We start from the raw sequence: 17123 nt of genomic DNA, 5'->3' as shown, positions 1-17123 counted from the left end.
TAATTGTAGAACAGCCTTGCTGAATTTATAAACAATTTTTTCCATCATTTATTTTGTCTATTTAAATCAAAATTTTAGATAATATTTATGGCAACGTTGTCATCAGCTTGATAACAGGTTGTGCAGGGCTTATCCACAGCATTTTCAGCGTGCTATGACGGCACTTTTTTTGACTTTGAATAGCATGCTTTTTACAAGCTGAGCCCGTCTCTGACCAGTTCGCGGGGCAGCGAATTTTTCAGCTTTTGACCAATACCTTTTCCTAAACCAACCACAAAGCCGTCCAGGCAAACCAGTAGTTCTCCCTGTGGTATTTGTTCGAGGAAAAGATCTCTGCCCTGATAAAACTCAGACAGTTGCGCCAGGTTCAGATTTACCCTGGGGCTGTTATCTGTGAGAGTCAGGGCCAAAGCCGCTTCATGGCTCAGGCGAAACCCCTGTTTATGGGCTGTCGCCAGTTTTACGCCGATGCGATCAAAACGAAAACGGCCAATAAGCTCTGTAAAGGCGTCAGGGAACAGCCAATAGTCCTTGTCCCTGACATACAGGCGGAAACCATCTGGTAGAGTGATGGCAAATTGATGGTACAGATAGTCGCAAAGTAACGTTTGTTGTTTGGCCGATGCTGGCTGGTATGGAAAATTTCCGGCTTTCTTGTGGTTTATGCTTTCGCCTGCAGAGTAGTTTTTTCTCAGCCGCGCGACAAAAAAACCTTCGCTGTCAAAACGTTGCGGCCAGACGTGCAGGTAACCCTCAGCGGTCACTACTTGTTCTGCGCCAGCAAACAAATCAGCCAGCGATTCTACACTGACGGCATCGCCGTATTGTTCCAGTAGCCACTGTACCACCTGCTGATTTTCCTCAGGACTCAGAGTACAAGTGGAATACACCAGGGTGCCACCGGGTTTGAGCGCTTGGAATGCACTGTCAATCAGTCGCTTTTGTATGGCTGAGATGTCCTGCAATGCTTGCTCTGACCAATTTTGCATGGCCTGCGGATCTTTACGTACCGTACCTTCACCGCCACACGGTGCATCCAACAAAATGGCATCAAAGGTGTCAGGCAGCCACTGACCAAATACTTCACCATCAAAATGACTCATGGCGATATTGGCCGCACCCAGTCGCTGGATCGTGGCTGACAGTACTTTCAGGCGACTGGAGGACAGCTCATTGGCCACCAGTATGCCTTGATTATTCATCAACGCGCTGATTTGTGTGGTTTTGGAACCTGGCGCAGCGGCCATATCCAAAACCCTTTCGGGAGCATCCAACTGAGCAAACAGGGCCACCGGCGGCAACATTGAACTGGCTTCCTGTATATAAAATAGTCCGGCCAGATGCTCGGCCGTATTGCCAAGCGGTGTGTTTTCCTGTTCGGGTGGGCGACTCAGCCAAAAGCCTGCTTCACACCAGGGAATGGGGGTGAGTTGCCAGCCTTGCGCCTGCATTCTGTCGCAAAAGGCGCTGACGCTGATCTTAAGCTGATTGACCCGAATACTCTTACGCAGACTCTGATGGCAAATGCTGACAAACGCATGCAATTCTTGTTCAGATGGCAGCAGTTTGGCCACTTTGTCTATAAAAGCTTGAGGAAGCAATGTGTTCATGGTTAACGCCAGCAGGGTTCGAAGGCGGCATTATACGGATTTATGCGGTCGCTGCGCAGTCTAAGTATTGAGCGTTTAGTTAAAGTGTATTCGGTTATCCTGCTCATTGGCGTTTATACTCAACAGGTCAACACGCTCTAGTGCCACAGTAAATGCTAAAGGGAAGCAAAGATGATAATAAACCCCCACCTGCCTCTGGTTGATTTACACCGCCATCTGGATGGTAATATCCGTCCCCGTACTATCTGGGAACTGGCCCAGCAACATCAGATAAAGTTGCCGGTCAACAGCTTTGACGCTTTGCTACCCCTGACCCAAGTCCAGGATCAAACCAGTGATTTGCTCGCCTTTCTGGAAAAACTGGATTACGGCGTATCGGTTTTAGCCAACTTAGATGCTTGCTACCGGGTCGCCATGGAAAACATGGAAGACGCCCATGAGTCAGGGCTGGACTATGTTGAGTTGCGATTTTCCCCTTACTATATGGCGATGAATCACAATCTGCCTATGCCTGACGTAGTGGAAGCAGTCATCGATGGGGTCAGGGCTGGCAGCGAAAAATTCGGCATTAAAGCCAATCTAATCGGTATCTTAAGTCGCACATTCGGTGCGCAAACCTGTATGGGCGAGCTGCAGGCACTTCTGGCCCATAAAGACAAAATTTGTGCCTTGGATTTAGCCGGTGACGAGTTGGGTTTTCCTGCCAGCTTGTTCCTGGAGCATTTTCACCTGGGACGCGATGCCGGCTGGCAGATCACCGTGCATGCAGGAGAAGCAGACGGGCCACAAAGTATCTGGAATGCCATAGAACAGTTAGGCGCAACTCGCATTGGTCATGGTGTGGCGGCAACACAGGATGAGCGTTTGATGGATTATATGGCTGAAAACGCTATTGCGGTGGAATCGTGTCCCACCTCCAACTATCAAACGGCCACCATTAAGGCGATTAAAGACTCGCCCATTCCGGTGTTTTTAGATAAAGGCATTTGCGTCACCCTCAACACTGACGATCCGGCTGTGTCGAACATCAACCTGGAAAATGAATATCGGGTCGCCAGTGACATTATCGGCCTTAACCGCGAACAGTTAGAGCAAGTGCAACGTAATGGTGTACAAGCAGCGTTTTTATCTGCCGAAGATAAGCGCGCATTGTTTGCCAGCAAAGCAGGCTGATCTGAGCCTACAACGCCAGATTGGGCAGCAATAACTGCGCTTTATTGAATTCTCCCGGCGCATATTGCTGTAAGCGTGATGCACCAATTGACGCCGGGCTGCCTTGTTTAAGCCACTGCACTATGGGTTGCCATAAATCTTGATGCTGGGCGCGAAAATAGCCCATATGACCTATGGGGGTGCCTTGCGATTCGATATCCAGAGTATGGATAGGGGCGTTGGCGTAGGCGCGGATAAAGGCATCCCTTGAAGCTGGCATAGCCCAGAGGTCATCGGTGGCATTAATAAATAGGCTGGGGGTGCGCACTTTATAGTAGCAGTCCAGCAAGTCCTGAGTATCCGGGTTGTCGAAGAAGTAGTGTGGATACTGGCACCATGCCCGCCACTGATAAAATACGTCCTGGGGTAAGTCTTCGCCGATACCTAGTTTGGACCAGGGCGAATAACCTTTTATTCGAGTCAGCACAGGCAGAATCAGGTGCCACATCATTCGCACTTTCAAGCTTTCCCGCCATGGCATCCAGCCGTGCCATCCGGCGCCCGTGCCGCATACGGCAAATCGGCTGACATGATGATGATTGGGTAGTAAGCCAAAGGCGTGCCCGCCAAATGAGTGTCCCAATACATACAGAGGTAAGTCTTGTTTGGCCAACAACGCAACCGCGGCAGCCAAATCCAGCCTGGCCCAATCAAGATAATGCATCTTAAAGTCTTTAAGCCTGGCAGGGCGGGAAAGCCCTATGCCGCGGTAGTCCAGCGTCATCACATTTAATCCCTGACTGGCGGCATACAAAGCAATTCGCTGATAAAAACGTTGCGGTACTCCGGTGGCACCAGCTATAAGCAGATTCCCTTGGGCTTCACCCTCGGCACTATAGTGGGTACTAGAGAGGGAAAATCCATCTAAGGCACTGATCTGACGTGATTCTGGTTTGGAGTGCATGTTAGGCTCCGTATAATGTCCCTGGTCGATATTATATCGACTGTTATAATGCCTTAAAGATAGTCTATAACGATTGTAATAGAAAGAGGTTTATTTATGGTTAAAACGGCTAACGATACTCGCCAACGTTTAGTCGCGGCGACTGCCGATATGATTCGTCGTCGAGGCTTAAACGCCACTAGCGTGCGAGAGCTGGCCAAGTTTGCCAATACCCCATTAGGCTCTACTTATCATTACTTTCCAGGTGGCAAAACCCAAATGGTGCAGGAGGCGATTGAATGGACGCAGCAGTCCATTAGTGGTTTTCTGCAAAAAGTCTTCGCTGAGGATCCCGTACAAGGGCTGGATGACTTTCTGGCCAGATGGCGTGTCCGTCTGCTGCAGGATGAATTTAATGCAGGCTGTCCGCTACTGGCGGTGGTGATGGAAGAGCCGGCCAATGATGACGCCAAAGCCGGTATACAGGCAGCAAGTGAAGCATTTAGACACTGGCAGGCCACATTGGCAGCCATGTTAATGAGACATGGCTTGGTAGAGCAGGAGGCCAGAAGTCTGGCGATTTTGAGTATATCGGCTTTGGAAGGCAGCATTATTTTGTGTCGGGCGGAGAAAAGCCTGGCCCCGCTGGATACAGTCGCTCTGGAATTGCGCGCATTATTTATACAAAAGTTCCCCAAACCATAGCATTGGCTGGTTAATCCTATTTTTGTTGTGAATTTTTTCTTGCCAATAAACATAAGCAGTTATATAAATGTTTATGTTGTTTGGGGGAAAGTCAATGCAACTGGATTTTTTAGATGATCTGGCCGAGCTGGCCTTGGGTAGCCGACTAAAGCGCTTAAGTGAACGCATGCTGGCCGATGCGGCGGCTGTGTATAAAGCCTATGGAGTAGAAGCCCAGCCCCGTTGGTTTACCTTGCTGGCGCTGATTTACCGCCAGGGGCCGAGCAGTGTGGTGGATGCGGCCAATGCCCTTGGACTAAGCCAACCCGCTATTAGTCAGTTTTGCCGACAGCTTACCGCACAAGGTTATATTGCACTGACCAGTTGTGAGCAGGATTCCAGACGTAAGGTCATCGGTCTCACCGAGGAGGGACTGGCGCAGGTTGAGTATATGCAGCCCATGTGGCGAGATGTGGACGCCGCGGCGAAATCTCTTTGTACCGATTTTGAGAATAATTTTTATCAGGCGCTGCAAACGCTGGAACAGGCCATGCAGAAACAATCCTTGTATCAACGGGTAATGGAGCGAAAAGATGCCAACTGAAATCGAATTTCTGCCTTATAGCGATGAATTGGCTAAGTATTTTCTGAGTATTAACCAGCAATGGATTGAGGGGATGTTTAGTATGGAAGCAGCGGATACCGCTATGCTCAGTGACCCATATCATTATGTGATTGAGCCCGGTGGGGAAATCTGGTTTGCCCGTCATCCTGAACTGGGCATAGTGGGTACCTGTGCTTTACTTAACAAGGGTGACGGCATATTTGAGCTAACCAAGATGGGGGTGATTGCCAAAGCGCGCGGCATAAAAGTAGGGGAACCCTTGCTGCAATATGTTATCGGCCAGGCACAGCTAATGCCTGTTTCCTGTTTGTTTTTGCTGACCAATAAAAAGTGCGAGGCAGCCATCCACTTGTATGAGAAGAACGGCTTTGTGCATAGCGATGAAATCATGCAGCGTTTTGGTGCAGCTTATGCGCGCTGTGATGTGGCCATGCAATATAAGGGAGTTTGACGTTTACGGTGTGCCAAGTGCGAGCCAAAATCAGACCGTGGCGGGTCTGTTGTTATGCTTTCTTTTTTACATTGAAACAGGCTCGCAGCATATTTGCTCTGTCAGCCTGTATCATATTTTCTGTATAGACCATAACCCGGCTTCAGAGTGGTAAGAACGAATAGCTTTTGCTCTGACCTTTGAGTCAGGTAAAAGTAAAAGGTTGTCCTCAACATTGCTAAGTCCACCCAGGGTTTTAATGGTGGATGACAGTCCATCGAACTCAATTCAATTTGTGCCGCCATTTAATATATCCCTTGGGCAGCGTCTGACCTGCCAGTCACCAGCCATAAAGTCAAAGTCTCTAGGGGCAGTAGGTTCTGAATCTAATAGCATTTTTAGTTCCTGTTTTTTAATCAGATTTAAATCAAACTAACATAGATGCTGTGTGTATATACAGTTTTCGTGTTGATAAATGCTATCGCTGGTTTACTAACTTAGATGCTGAGGGCTAGGATAGTTTGATTACGGATAAATGGAGTTGGGTAATGACCTTAAAAAAACAGTTGTTGAGTGCGTTCACTATTATTCTGGTGTTGATGGTAACGTCCAGTCTGGTGCTATGGGGAGCTGTAAACAGGCAAACTCAGATTGCCGAAGAAGTGGCTGGAGATGATGTGCCTGGCGCCATGTTGTACTTAACCATGATAGATGAAATGCGCGATATGCATGCTGCTGCATTAACATTTCTGCACGGTGAGAGCGGACAAAAGGACATCTTCAACAGCAACTATCGACAATTTATGGATGCACACCAGCAACTTGTGCCTCTTGAGTCGCGTTCAAGTCAGGATCGAGAGAAAATGTCCCGTTTGGCGGATTGGATGAAAGCCTATCACCAGGGGGTCAATAGCCAGATTTTCGCCGTTTTTGATACCAATCGGCACCGTGAATTTTTGCAATTGCACAGGAAATTTGAAGATCAATATCTGGAACCATTGGAAGACATTTTGGAGACCTCCGCCAGCGAAGAAGAATCTGACGCAAGAGCTGCATTAAATACTTTGGTTGCTGACCTGAAAATGAGCCTGACCATTCTGCTGGTTTGTACGTTGATTGCTATTGTGATTGGCGTGTTTGTGGCGTTGTATTTGTCTAACCGGATTACCAGTAAAGTGCAAAAAGTGCTGAGTGCCGCCGAGAAAATTGCCCAGGGCGATCTCAGCCAGGGCCGTGTGCCGCATAACGGACAAGATGAGCTGGACAGCTTGGCGGCTGCCAGTAATCAGATGTCAGATGCGCTCACCAGTCTGCTGCGGCACATTCGTGAGCTGTCACATAGTGTGCAAGATGGTTCTTCGCAGATCGACGCTATTAGCGGCAGCATAGCAACGCAGTCCAAAGCGAGTTCCTCGCAGTCTGCACAGGTGGCGACCGCCATTGAGGAGATGAGTGCAACCATAGGGGAAGTTGCCCAGCAAAGTCAGATCGCAGCATCCAGCTCCGATGAAGCGAAGAATATGGCGCTGACCGGTGGAAAGGTGGTCAGTGAAACCGTCTCGCAAATTAAATCGGCCTCAACAATGGTACAAACCTCTGCCGAAGATGTGGCTGAGCTGGGCAGGCTAAGTACTCAGATTGAGAACATTATCGGTGTGATAGGCTCCATTGCTGAACAAACTAACTTGCTCGCCCTAAATGCGGCGATTGAGTCAGCCCGCGCAGGTGAACAGGGGCGCGGTTTTGCCGTCGTTGCAGACGAAGTCAGAACCCTGGCTGCCAGAACCACACAGGCAACCGAAGAAGTGGCGCAAAGTATTCGTGCCATTCAGGGCCGAACGCAACAGGCTGTGGGTTCAATGAATCAGTGTGTACAGCAGGTCAATCGCAGTGTAGAGCTGGCCGAAGAGGCTGGTCGCTCGCTGGAAGGCATTGTTCATGGTGCGGAACAAATTGCTGCCATGGTTCAGTCCATTGCCACTGCAACCGAAGAGCAATCTGCGGTGGCCCAGGAAATGGCCAGGGACATTGCAAAGATTGATGATTACAGTAAACAGTCTTTGCAGGATACCCAAGGGGCAGCGCAATCTGCCAAAGATCTGATGGGTAAGAGTCAAAATCTGACAGAGTCCATTGCCAGATTTAAGCTACCAGCATAAAAAAGCGGCCTGAGCCGCTTTTTTCATTGTTATTTACTCAACCTGTCCAGGAAGAAGGCGTACTCCAGCGCTGTGTCGTGCAGGCGCTTAAAGCGTCCTGACGCACCGCCGTGGCCAGCTTCCATATCGGTTTTAAACACCAGCATATTGCTATCGGTTTTCATTTCGCGCAGCTTGGCCACCCATTTGGCGGGTTCAAAGTACTGCACCTGTGAGTCGTGCAAGCCAGTGGTAACCAGCAGGTGAGGATAGGCCTGGGCCTTGACCTGGTCGTAGGGGGAGTAGGACAGCATGTAATCGTAGTAGGTCTTGTCGTTGGGGTTACCCCATTCATCATACTCATTGGTGGTGAGTGGAATACTTTCGTCCAACATGGTGGTGACCACATCCACAAAGGGCACATGAGCCGCGACCGCTAAGTAATGCTCAGGCGCCTGATTGATCACCGCACCCATTAATAAACCGCCAGCACTGCCGCCAGCAGCCACCACTTTATCTTTATGGCCGTAGCCTTGCGCTACCAGGGCTTTGGTCACGTCGATAAAATCGTTAAAGGTGTTTTTCTTGGTCAGCTTTTTGCCGTCTTCGTACCAGGGGCGGCCAAGCATCTCAGAGCCACGGATATGGGCAATGGCGTAGACGATGCCGCGATCCAACAGACTCAGTCGGTTGCTGGAAAAACCTGGATCCATGGTGGCACCATAAGAACCATAGCCATATTGGTAAAGTGGGTTAGTGCCGTCTTTTTTGAATTTGTCTTTGCGGTAAACCAGGGTAACAGGTACCTTCGCGCCGTCACGGGCCTCGACAAATAATCGCTCAGAGGCGTAATTGGCGCTGTCAAAATCGCCAAGTACAGGTTGTTGTTTTAGCTGATTTAAGGCGAAACTATTCAGATCCACATCATAATGGGTACCAGGAGTGGTCATACTGGTGTAGTAAACCCGTAGTGCCGGATTATCCAGTTCATTATTGCCATACAAGTGCACCATATAGGCATTGTCGTTGAAGCTTAGCTTGTGTGCCGGGCCCCCAGACAACTTTTGTACAAACAGCTCTGACTGACCGTTATGTCGCTGTTGATACACCAGGTGCTGGTTAAATAGTTCGAAGCCCTGTAGTTGCACATCCGGGCGGTGGGCAATGACTTCCTGCCAGTGACTTTTATCCCCTAATTTATCCGCCGCGACTTTCATCAGGCGAAAGTTTTGTGCATCCAGGTTGGTCAGCACATAAAAGGTGTCGCCAAGCTTGGCCACTTCGTATTCCAGACCGGCTTCACGGGGGACAAAGGCCTGCGGCGGAGCATTGGGATTATTGGCATCGATCAGTGACACACCTGAGGTTTCGGTGGACGAGTGGTGTATATAGATAAGGCTGTCATCTTTGCTTTTACTGATACCGGTGTAGAAGGTATTGTCGGATTCTTCATACACTAATTCATCCTGTTCCTGAGGGGTTCCCAGGGTATGGCGGAACACCTGATAACCCAGCAAGGTTTGTGGGTCTTTTTTAATGTAATACACCGTTTTATTGTCATTAGCCCATAGGGTCGTGCCGGAGGTACCCTGCAGCTCATCGCCGAGTAATTCGCCACTTAGCAGATCTTTAAACTTTATGCTGTAAATGCGACGACTTAGTGTGTCTTCAGCGTATGCCAGCAGCTTATCGTCGGGGCTGGCGCTTAGACCACCGAGGTTATAGTACTCATGCCCTTCTGCCAGTTTATTGGCATCCAGCAACGCCTGTTTGTCGGTACCGGCAAAATCGCTGCTGCGCACATATACCGGGTACTCATTGTCTCCGCGCATTTCCGAAGAGTAGTAAAAACTGCCGGAACGGGTGGGAACGGAGTCATCATCTTTTTTTATGCGGCTCTTCATTTCTTCAAAAAGCTCGGTCTGCAGGGGTTTTGTACCAGCCAGCATGGCATCTGCGTAGTGGTTCTCCGCTTCCAGGTGGGCCAAAACTTTTGGGTCTTCACGTTTGTCGTCACGCATCCAATAATAGCTATCAATCCGAGTGTCGCCGTGCATCACCATTTCATAGGGGATTTTCTCAGCCACCGGGGCACTGGCCACAACGCTGACAGCTTCATTGTTGTTAGCTTGTTTTGTGGGTGTAGCCGGACTACAGGCAACCAATAAAGTGGCAGCGACTATTGAAAGACAGAAGGGCAGGTTTTTTTTCATTTTCGTTCCCTGACGCAGGTAAAAGGTTGGTTAATATACCTTTGTGATTGTATTAATGCGATATTGTTATGACGGATTGTCCAATAAGCTATTCTGCGCTGTGGACTTGTCCGAACACTTGAGTGAAAGCCCTGATAAGGAGAACAGCATGCATATTTTAGGATTAAGTTGTGATTGCGGTCAGCTACAAGGCCGGGCACTGAACGTTGGGGCCAGGACGGGGACCCGTTTGGTCTGCTATTGCGACGATTGTCAGGCGTTTGCCCGGGAATTGGGGCGCGCCGATGTGCTGGATAGTTTTGGTGGTACGGAAATCTATCAGTTGTCGCCGGCGCAATTGCAATTCAGTCAGGGCCAGGAACATTTGCGCTGTCTGAAGCTCAGTGAAAAAGGCCTGTTACGCTGGTATGCGGGTTGCTGTAATACCCCTATTGGAAATACCGTGTCGGCGTCTATGCCGCTGGTCGGTTTAATTCATAGCGTTTTTCAGGAGGGGCAGGACAAAGAAGCGTTACTGGGGCCGGTGCAAGGCTATGTGCATGGCAAATTTGCCACAGCCAAGCCACCGGCAGAAAAAAACAGTAAAGGTACACCCTGGCGCTTGCTCTTGCGCATAGTGAGCCGTTTGCTGGCAGATAAACTCTCAGGGCGAGGCAAGCCTCATCCTTTATTTGATGTGGCAGGAAAGCCCGTCAGCGAACCCAGAGTACTGGTTAAATAATGGTGTCTTCAGGGTATCGACATTTGTTGTTCGACTGGGGCGACACGCTGATGCGGGATATACCCGGCCAAAGCGGGCCGATGATGAATTGGCCTGTTGTACAGGCCATGCCTGGGGCCGCAGCGGCGCTGCAACTTTTGTCCCAACGTTTTACTTGTCACCTTGCGACCAACGCCAGAGACTCCGATGAAGCTGAAATACGACAGGCACTGGTGAGGGGGAGATTGGATCAATATCTGACGCGTATCTTTTGCTTTAAACAATTAAAAGTAGAAAAACCCGCAAAGGCCTATTATCAACAAATTTGTGTGCAGTTAGACTGCCCCGGAACGCAGATCCTAATGATAGGAGATAACCTGCATAACGATGTGCTGGGCGCACTGGATGCTGGTTTAACTGCCTGTTGGCTAAATCTACATCACGGAGAAAATACCCATGGAGTTCAGCAAGTTGAGAACTTCGACATGCTGACTTCCTGGTTGTTATCTGGTCTAGAATAAACACAAAAGATAAGAATAGGGAATGGGCGTTAATGAACAACAATAAAACCCCGGTATGGTTGATGGCCGTTTTAACCCTGTTAACCTGCTTTCGGTTGTACGGTGGGGAATACCGAATCGCCAACACTGAGGTACAGACCCTTGATGATAGGGGACGCTATTACGATATCGTCGTCAAGCTTCCAGCCAGCTACTATCAGCCAAAACAGTTTACTCACCGCTACCCGGTTATTTATATGATGGACGCTGCCTATAGCTTTCCATTGATAGCCGGCGCAACACAGTTTCCGATGAATAGTAAGGCGATGGAAGAAGCCATTTTAGTAGGTATTGACTGGCAACAAGGCCTGTCAGGAAATACCAGTCGGGTTCGGGATTTCACCCCCAGCAAAGCAGACGACTGGCGGTTGGAAACCGGCGGTGCCCAGCGCCACCTGCACTTTCTGGCTGAGCGGGTTATACCATTTATCGAGTCAAGATACAGAACAACACCAGCGCAGCGCACATTTGTGGGAAATTCTCTGGGTGGTTTGTTTGGTTTGTATGCACTGCTCAACAGACCCACTTTATTTGAACACTATGTGCTCGGCAGCCCGTCACTGTGGTACGACAATAAAGCGTTGTTGAGTCAGGTGTCAGCCTGGGCTGATGGCCAAGTTGCCCCCAAAGGTAAAGTTTTCATTGGTGTCGGTGAGCTGGAAACGCCACTTGGTAGCAACATATCCCATGATTTGGTCGGCGATGCCATCAGTTTAAAAAGTCAACTTGCCCCCTGGCGCTTCGAGGATTTTGACGTGCAACTTTATCTGGTCCCAGATGCCCGGCATGAAACGGCTTTTCCTACTGTGGCCATACGCGGATTAAGCTGGTTGTTTGGCTCTTCGCAAACTACTCCTTAGCGGTACCTATATCAGGGGGCAATGCTGCCGCCTTGATATCGGTGCGCCAATGCGCCACCAGAAAATCAATAAAGGCACGAACAAGTGGTGATTGGTGTAGTCTGGATAAGTATACCGCCCAAAGGGCCAATGAAGGGCCGGGGAAATGGCTTAATAGGGCAAGTAACTGGCCATTTTCCAGGTAAGTATTGGCCAAATCGCAAGGTAAACGCACAATGCCGCGATGACGCAAGGCGGCTTTGAGTAAAACGCCTAGATCATTGGCCTGCAGGTTACCTTTGACATCCACTAACTCTTCACCAAACTGCCAACTATGTTGTTCAAGATGCACCAGGCAATTGTGGTGGGGGAGATCCTGCGGCGTGACAGGCATGCCTGCCTGCTGCACATAGATTGGACTGGCGCAAAGCACAGTATCAATGTTGAATATTGACCTGGCTATCCATTGTTCATCCGGTTGATGGCTGAACCTTAAGGCAATATCGACTCGCTCGTCCACCAGATGAGCATAGCTGTCGGAAACCAACAAATGAATGCGGGTCTGAGGGTGCGTTGCAAGAAACGCATCCACCAGTTCGAATAACAGATTCTGGGCCAGACCAATGGGGCTTGCCACCCGGATACTGCCCCGCAATTCGGTACGCTGTTGCTGAGCCAGGGATGTCATCTGCTGCGTTTCTTCAATAATACGGCGGCAATGCTGTAATGCATGCTGACCATTATCGGTCAGGCTGACTTTACGTGTAGTGCGGTGTAAAAGCCGCTGGCCCAGCCAGTCTTCTATCTCGCGCACATGTCTCGATACCTGCAGGCGGCTCAGGTTTAGCCGCTCAGCGGCTAGGGTAAAACTGCCACAGGATGCCACCTCGACAAAACTTCGTATGGCGGTGAGCTTATCCATTAGTAACCTCTACTGACACAATCATGTTCATAATGCGATGTTTATTCAAAATATATGCACCAGTAGACTGCACGCCGTCAACCACAAATTGGAGTAAAACATGAAAGTAGCGCTTTTAGGTGCGAGCGGCTGGATCGGCAGTCAGTTAGCGATTGAAGCAAAAGCTCGCGGGCATCAAGTACGTGCCCTGGTACGTAACCCACAGCGTCTCAAAGCTGAAGTCGATGAGGTACAGCAATTTGATCTGGAAAATCCGCAAAACCTGGCACAGGCAATAGGGGATGCTGAAGTGTTGCTGGTGTCGGTCGGAGGCAGAGCGGCAGGTAAGCACCAAATGGTACCGGCAACCGCCAGATTGTTACTGGAACAGTTGCCTGGCACCAATATAAAACGTCTGTTATGGGTTGGTGGAGCGGGTAGTCTGGAAGTTGCTCCGGGGGTATCTTTGCTCTCCACGGAAGGCTTTCCTGTTGCATACCAGGACGAGGCGCAGGCACAAGGCGAGGCTCTGGCGATATTTCGCAGCAAGCCTCAGGCGCTGGAGTGGACCTATATCAGTCCGGCAGCAGACATTTTCCCAGGGGAGCGCCTTGGCGAATATCGAGTTGGCAAGGATAATCTGCTAACTGATGAACAGGGTAACAGCAGAATTTCGGTGCAAGATTATGCTAAGGCAATGCTTGATGAAGTTGAGCAAAAACGCTTCGCAAATCAGCGCATTGGTGTGGCTTATTAAGCCACTTAGTTTGCGGGGAGAGCTGTTCTCCCCGTCCACACTACTCAAACGGATTCACAAGGCTGTAAGGCTGAGGGAAAAGCGCGGGCATAGCTGCCAGGTGTCAGACTCAGTGACAGCAATAACAATACAAAGGCCCCTAGGGCCAGCATCAACCAGGCCATATCAAAACTGGCTAACTGGTCACGAATAATACCGGCTACCCAGGGCGCGATACTGGCGACAAGATAACCAATACCTTGAACGAAGGCAGCCAGTTTGCCGGCCATCACCGGGTCATCCTGATGATCCATAGTGACAATCATCACCATAGGAAACATGCCACCTACCCCTAAGCCTAGCAAGGTGGCCCAGAGCCATAAGCTGATATGGGGCGCCAACATCAGACCCAAAAAACCTGTTGCTTGCAATAAACACAGCGTTATCAGCACCATACGACGGTCATTTTGACGATTGGCCCAAGCCGGAAAAAACAGACCCGCCACGACTTCCATCAGGGTCAGATAGCCCATCAGCAAACCTGCCTGTTGGGCACTCATGCCGTTTTCCATCGCATAGGGCGCAAGCCAGGCCAGCACACACACAAACGCGGCGGTTCCCAGACCAAACATCATGGCAAGTTGCCAGGCCCGGCTATGTTGCCAGAAACGGGTCTTGCTGGCGGTAGCAGCGGGTTGGCTGGGTAAATACCAGCGATGACTGCATAATAACCACAGTGCTAAGGCAACAATAGCCAACCACACCCAGTTACCTAAGCCTCCACGCCAGGCACTGAAACTGGCAAACCAGGGGGATACCGCCGAGCCCAGACTGGCACCCGCCATAATTGCAGTAATATAAAAACCCATCATGGCGGCTATCTTGCCAGGATAGTTGGCCTTAATAATGGCAGGTACCAGACATTGGATCAGAGCAATACCCAAACCTGCAGCCAGTGCAGAAAGGATCAGACTAAACGCTGAGTCGACAAAAAAACGCAACCCTGTGGCCAGGGCCAGAACAGCCAAAGAAAAACTGATGGTACGCCCCATACCCAAGCGTGAGGCGATGGTAAAGCCAAAGAAGCATGCAGCTCCCATGGCGGCAACAGGTAAGGTGGTCAGCATCGATGCAGTGGCATAGCTGATGCTCAGATCCTGCTGCATGGCATCCAGTAAAGGGCCGATAGAGGCTAGTACCGGGCGCAGATTCAGCGCGATCAACACTATGGTGATAAACAGCAAGACCGGCGGTGCAGGGCGTGACGCTGTTGCTTGGTTGGTATGCATGGTAAATATATCTCTAACTGAAGTATCTTTATGTGAAGATAAGAGGAGTTTACTGAGTTAGTCGGTCTGGGTAAAGTATCTTTATATAAAGATAAATACAGATGAGTGCCTTCCATGCCTATCACAGTCAAACAAGCAGATGACGACGACCTTGATGTATTTGCCCACCAGTGGCGAACTGAAGGAATTGAAGGTGATCTGCTGCCGATGAAGGTGATTGGTCGTATGTTTCGTCTGATGAAAACCATTGAAGCGGAAGTAGGGAAATGTCATGAGGCATTTGATCTGAAATACGGCGAATTTGATGTGCTGGCTACCCTGAGACGAACGGGGGCCCCGCATTGCCTTACGCCTTCGCAGTTACATCAGTCAATGCTGCTTAGCTCGGGTGCTATGACTAACCGCTTGGACAAACTTGAGCAAAAAGGCCTGATTGCCCGCACACATAGTCAGGAAGACCGGCGCAGCGTGAAAGTACAACTTACCGATAAAGGGATGCAAACCATAGAGGCTGTGTTCCCGTGCCATCTGAAAACTCTACGTCAATTGCTTGGTAATCTGGACGATGCCAGTAGAGAGCGACTGGTAGGATCGCTAAAACAATGGCTTGCGGCTATTCAGGACTAACTCGGCGCTAAAATCCTGTTGTTGAGCTAACTGTAACAAAACTGTCATTGCCAGCCCCTATGATGCCAGTCCCAGGTCGGGATGTAGCGATCATTCGGGATGAAACAGGCATTTTTAACTAAATTTTATCGAAGTTATTGGCAGGAGCTGTGTGGTTTGCTCCGGGCTAAATTCGGTAATGGCCCGCCGGATCCTGAAGATATCGCCCAACAAGCCTTTATGCGATATGCCGAAACGCAGCTTACTCAACCGCCGGATAATCCCAAAGCCTTTGTTTACACTATCGCCCGTAACCTGATTATTGATGCACACCGTCTGCAAACCCGTCAGGAGCAGCTAATTGACGAAATTTTTGTCGAAGTAGGCTTGGCGCCGCTGAATGAAAGTTGTGTTGAATCCAGTTTTTTACAGGGCGAGAAGATGCTGGTGATTGAACGGGCCGTTGCCAGTTTACCGGCTAAGCAACGGGACCTTATTGTGGCAAGCCGTTTGCGCGGTGAAACCTATCAGCAGATTGCCGCTCGTACGGGCTATTCCATGGCGGATATCAGCCGCAATATCGAACGCGCGCACACCACAATACAGACCATACTGCAGGCGTGGGAAGAGGGTCGTCAGCAATATGAACTGCAGCAAAGAGAGTATTTGTGAAAACCCAGCACCCTATCAAGCAACAAGCGCGGCACTGGTTGGTATTGCTGCATTCAGGTCAGGCCAGCGAGCAGCAGTGGCAGGAATTTAAAGCCTGGCTGCAGCAGGATAGCCGCCATCAGCAGCACTACCGGGAAGCTGAATTGCTGTGGCGCCAAACTACGTACACGGAAACTGTTGCCGATGCACTTAGTGTCAGACTTCAGGCTCGTAAGCCCAGGTATGCAAGGTATGCATGGCTGGCGGCCTGCATGGCCTTATTGGCAGTTCTGCTGGTCCCGGTTTGGCAGGTTGAGTCAGACATCCTTCAACTACACACAGAAAAAGGTCAAATCCAGACATTCAGGCTGGACGACGGATCTTCGCTGACCTTAGGCGGCGACAGTCTGGCTCAGGTGAATCTGTCCGATACCGACCGCCAGGTCTGGCTGCAAAAAGGAGATGCGGAATTTGATGTCAGTCCTGATGAGACAAGACCTTTTATAGTGACAGTAAAAAATAGCCACATTCGCGTACTTGGGACTTTGTTTGATGTGCAGCAAAGGGCTGAGCAAATCACAGTAGGTGTTGCCCATGGGCGAGTGGAAGTTAGCCAGAATCATCAGGTTCAGCTACTTACCAACAACCAGGCAGTGATGTTGGATAAGCAGGGAATGTCACCCGTGCAGTTTCTGCCTGACAGCCAGTTTGCCAATTGGCGTCAGCAAAGATTCAATTTCCAAGATAGTACGCTGGAGGATGTAATCAGTGTACTAAACCGTTATAGCAATGTGACCTTGAAACTCAGTCATCCCACCTTGGCTTCACAGCGCCTGACGGCAGCTTTTCGCCTTGACCAACTGGAGCAGATGCTCGACGCCCTGCAACTAAGTCATAACATTCATTGGCACAAAGATGCCCAGGGTGTGATTTGGCTGAGTATATGAAACTTTTGTGAAACTTAAGCTGCTGCTGGAAAACCGCCGCGGGTTATTCGTCATCCCCATGAACGCCGCAAAAAACTCGGCGAAAAACTAACTTAAAGG

General features: G+C 49.8%; 17 protein-coding genes. 12 read left to right on the top strand and 5 right to left on the bottom strand.

From position 1 onward, the window contains the following. Positions 1–191 precede the first annotated feature (191 nt). Positions 192–1610: a 16S rRNA (cytosine(1407)-C(5))-methyltransferase RsmF gene (gene rsmF, locus ABD028_RS04315; protein WP_343842192.1), complete on the bottom strand. Its 1419-nt coding sequence runs from the start codon at positions 1608–1610 to the stop codon at positions 192–194. Between the two features lie 174 nt (positions 1611–1784). Between rsmF and add the strand changes: the two genes are divergently transcribed. Next, positions 1785–2783, top strand: a complete 999-nt coding sequence (gene add, locus ABD028_RS04310; RefSeq protein ID WP_343844017.1) for an adenosine deaminase — start codon at positions 1785–1787, stop codon at positions 2781–2783. Positions 2784–2790: 7 nt separating this feature from the next. On the opposite strand, the gene ABD028_RS04305 is transcribed toward add, so the two are convergent. Next, a complete protein-coding gene (locus ABD028_RS04305; protein WP_343842189.1) occupies positions 2791–3726 on the bottom strand; it encodes an alpha/beta hydrolase family protein in 936 nt (311 codons plus the stop codon). Between the two features lie 96 nt (positions 3727–3822). Between ABD028_RS04305 and ABD028_RS04300 the strand changes: the two genes are divergently transcribed. The 4 genes from ABD028_RS04300 (at position 3823) to ABD028_RS04285 (ending at position 7603) form a co-directional block, all read left to right on the top strand. Then, the gene (locus ABD028_RS04300) at positions 3823–4410 is read left to right on the top strand and encodes a TetR/AcrR family transcriptional regulator (protein ID WP_343842186.1); all 588 of its coding nucleotides are present in this window, start codon (positions 3823–3825) and stop codon (positions 4408–4410) included. A gap of 94 nt (positions 4411–4504) precedes the next feature. Beyond that, positions 4505–4993: a MarR family winged helix-turn-helix transcriptional regulator gene (locus ABD028_RS04295; RefSeq protein WP_343842183.1), complete on the top strand. Its 489-nt coding sequence runs from the start codon at positions 4505–4507 to the stop codon at positions 4991–4993. Continuing rightward, positions 4983–5465: a GNAT family N-acetyltransferase gene (locus ABD028_RS04290; RefSeq protein WP_343842182.1), complete on the top strand. Its 483-nt coding sequence runs from the start codon at positions 4983–4985 to the stop codon at positions 5463–5465. The genes ABD028_RS04295 and ABD028_RS04290 overlap by 11 nt, the downstream gene beginning before the upstream one ends. Positions 5466–5992: 527 nt before the next feature. After that, positions 5993–7603 (top strand): methyl-accepting chemotaxis protein, encoded by a 1611-nt coding sequence (locus tag ABD028_RS04285; protein WP_343842179.1) that lies wholly within the window; start codon positions 5993–5995, stop codon positions 7601–7603. Positions 7604–7632: 29 nt separating this feature from the next. On the opposite strand, the gene ABD028_RS04280 is transcribed toward ABD028_RS04285, so the two are convergent. Then, a complete protein-coding gene (locus tag ABD028_RS04280) occupies positions 7633–9795 on the bottom strand; it encodes a S9 family peptidase (protein WP_343842176.1) in 2163 nt (720 codons plus the stop codon). A gap of 148 nt (positions 9796–9943) precedes the next feature. Here ABD028_RS04280 and ABD028_RS04275 point away from each other — a divergent pair, with 148 nt between their 5' ends. From ABD028_RS04275 to ABD028_RS04265, 3 genes are read left to right on the top strand one after another with little or no spacing between them, the layout of a single operon-like run. Beyond that, positions 9944–10516: a DUF6151 family protein gene (locus ABD028_RS04275; protein ID WP_343842173.1), complete on the top strand. Its 573-nt coding sequence runs from the start codon at positions 9944–9946 to the stop codon at positions 10514–10516. Positions 10517–10539: 23 nt separating this feature from the next. Beyond that, positions 10540–11016, top strand: coding sequence for an HAD family hydrolase (locus ABD028_RS04270; RefSeq protein WP_343842170.1), 477 nt, complete (start codon positions 10540–10542; stop codon positions 11014–11016). Between the two features lie 32 nt (positions 11017–11048). Then, the gene (locus tag ABD028_RS04265) at positions 11049–11915 is read left to right on the top strand and encodes an alpha/beta hydrolase (RefSeq protein WP_343842168.1); all 867 of its coding nucleotides are present in this window, start codon (positions 11049–11051) and stop codon (positions 11913–11915) included. On the opposite strand, the gene ABD028_RS04260 is transcribed toward ABD028_RS04265, so the two are convergent. After that, a complete protein-coding gene (locus ABD028_RS04260) occupies positions 11905–12816 on the bottom strand; it encodes a LysR family transcriptional regulator (protein ID WP_343842165.1) in 912 nt (303 codons plus the stop codon). The two genes, ABD028_RS04265 and ABD028_RS04260, sit on opposite strands and share 11 nt — an antisense overlap. 100 nt (positions 12817–12916) lie before the next feature. Here ABD028_RS04260 and ABD028_RS04255 point away from each other — a divergent pair, with 100 nt between their 5' ends. After that, positions 12917–13552 (top strand): NAD(P)-dependent oxidoreductase, encoded by a 636-nt coding sequence (locus ABD028_RS04255; protein ID WP_343842162.1) that lies wholly within the window; start codon positions 12917–12919, stop codon positions 13550–13552. 44 nt (positions 13553–13596) lie between these two features. Here the strand turns inward: ABD028_RS04255 and ABD028_RS04250 are convergent, their stop codons facing one another. After that, the gene (locus ABD028_RS04250) at positions 13597–14820 is read right to left on the bottom strand and encodes an MFS transporter (protein WP_343842160.1); all 1224 of its coding nucleotides are present in this window, start codon (positions 14818–14820) and stop codon (positions 13597–13599) included. A gap of 114 nt (positions 14821–14934) precedes the next feature. Between ABD028_RS04250 and ABD028_RS04245 the strand changes: the two genes are divergently transcribed. From ABD028_RS04245 to ABD028_RS04235, 3 genes are all read left to right on the top strand, one after another. Beyond that, on the top strand, positions 14935–15447 hold the full coding sequence (locus tag ABD028_RS04245) for a MarR family winged helix-turn-helix transcriptional regulator (protein WP_343842157.1): 513 nt from the start codon (positions 14935–14937) through the stop codon (positions 15445–15447). 99 nt (positions 15448–15546) lie between these two features. Beyond that, positions 15547–16098 carry an RNA polymerase sigma factor gene (locus tag ABD028_RS04240; protein ID WP_102796862.1) on the top strand — a complete coding sequence of 184 codons (552 nt, stop codon included), beginning with the start codon at positions 15547–15549 and terminating at the stop codon, positions 16096–16098. After that, positions 16095–17024 carry a FecR family protein gene (locus tag ABD028_RS04235; RefSeq protein WP_343842154.1) on the top strand — a complete coding sequence of 310 codons (930 nt, stop codon included), beginning with the start codon at positions 16095–16097 and terminating at the stop codon, positions 17022–17024. The genes ABD028_RS04240 and ABD028_RS04235 overlap by 4 nt, the downstream gene beginning before the upstream one ends. The last annotated feature ends 99 nt before the right edge of the window (positions 17025–17123 follow it).

Source organism: Bowmanella denitrificans, assembly GCF_039522935.1.
Taxonomy (GTDB): domain Bacteria; phylum Pseudomonadota; class Gammaproteobacteria; order Enterobacterales; family Alteromonadaceae; genus Bowmanella; species Bowmanella denitrificans.
Note: the sequence above shows the minus strand (reverse complement) of the source record. Positions and strands in the feature narration are given on the sequence as shown.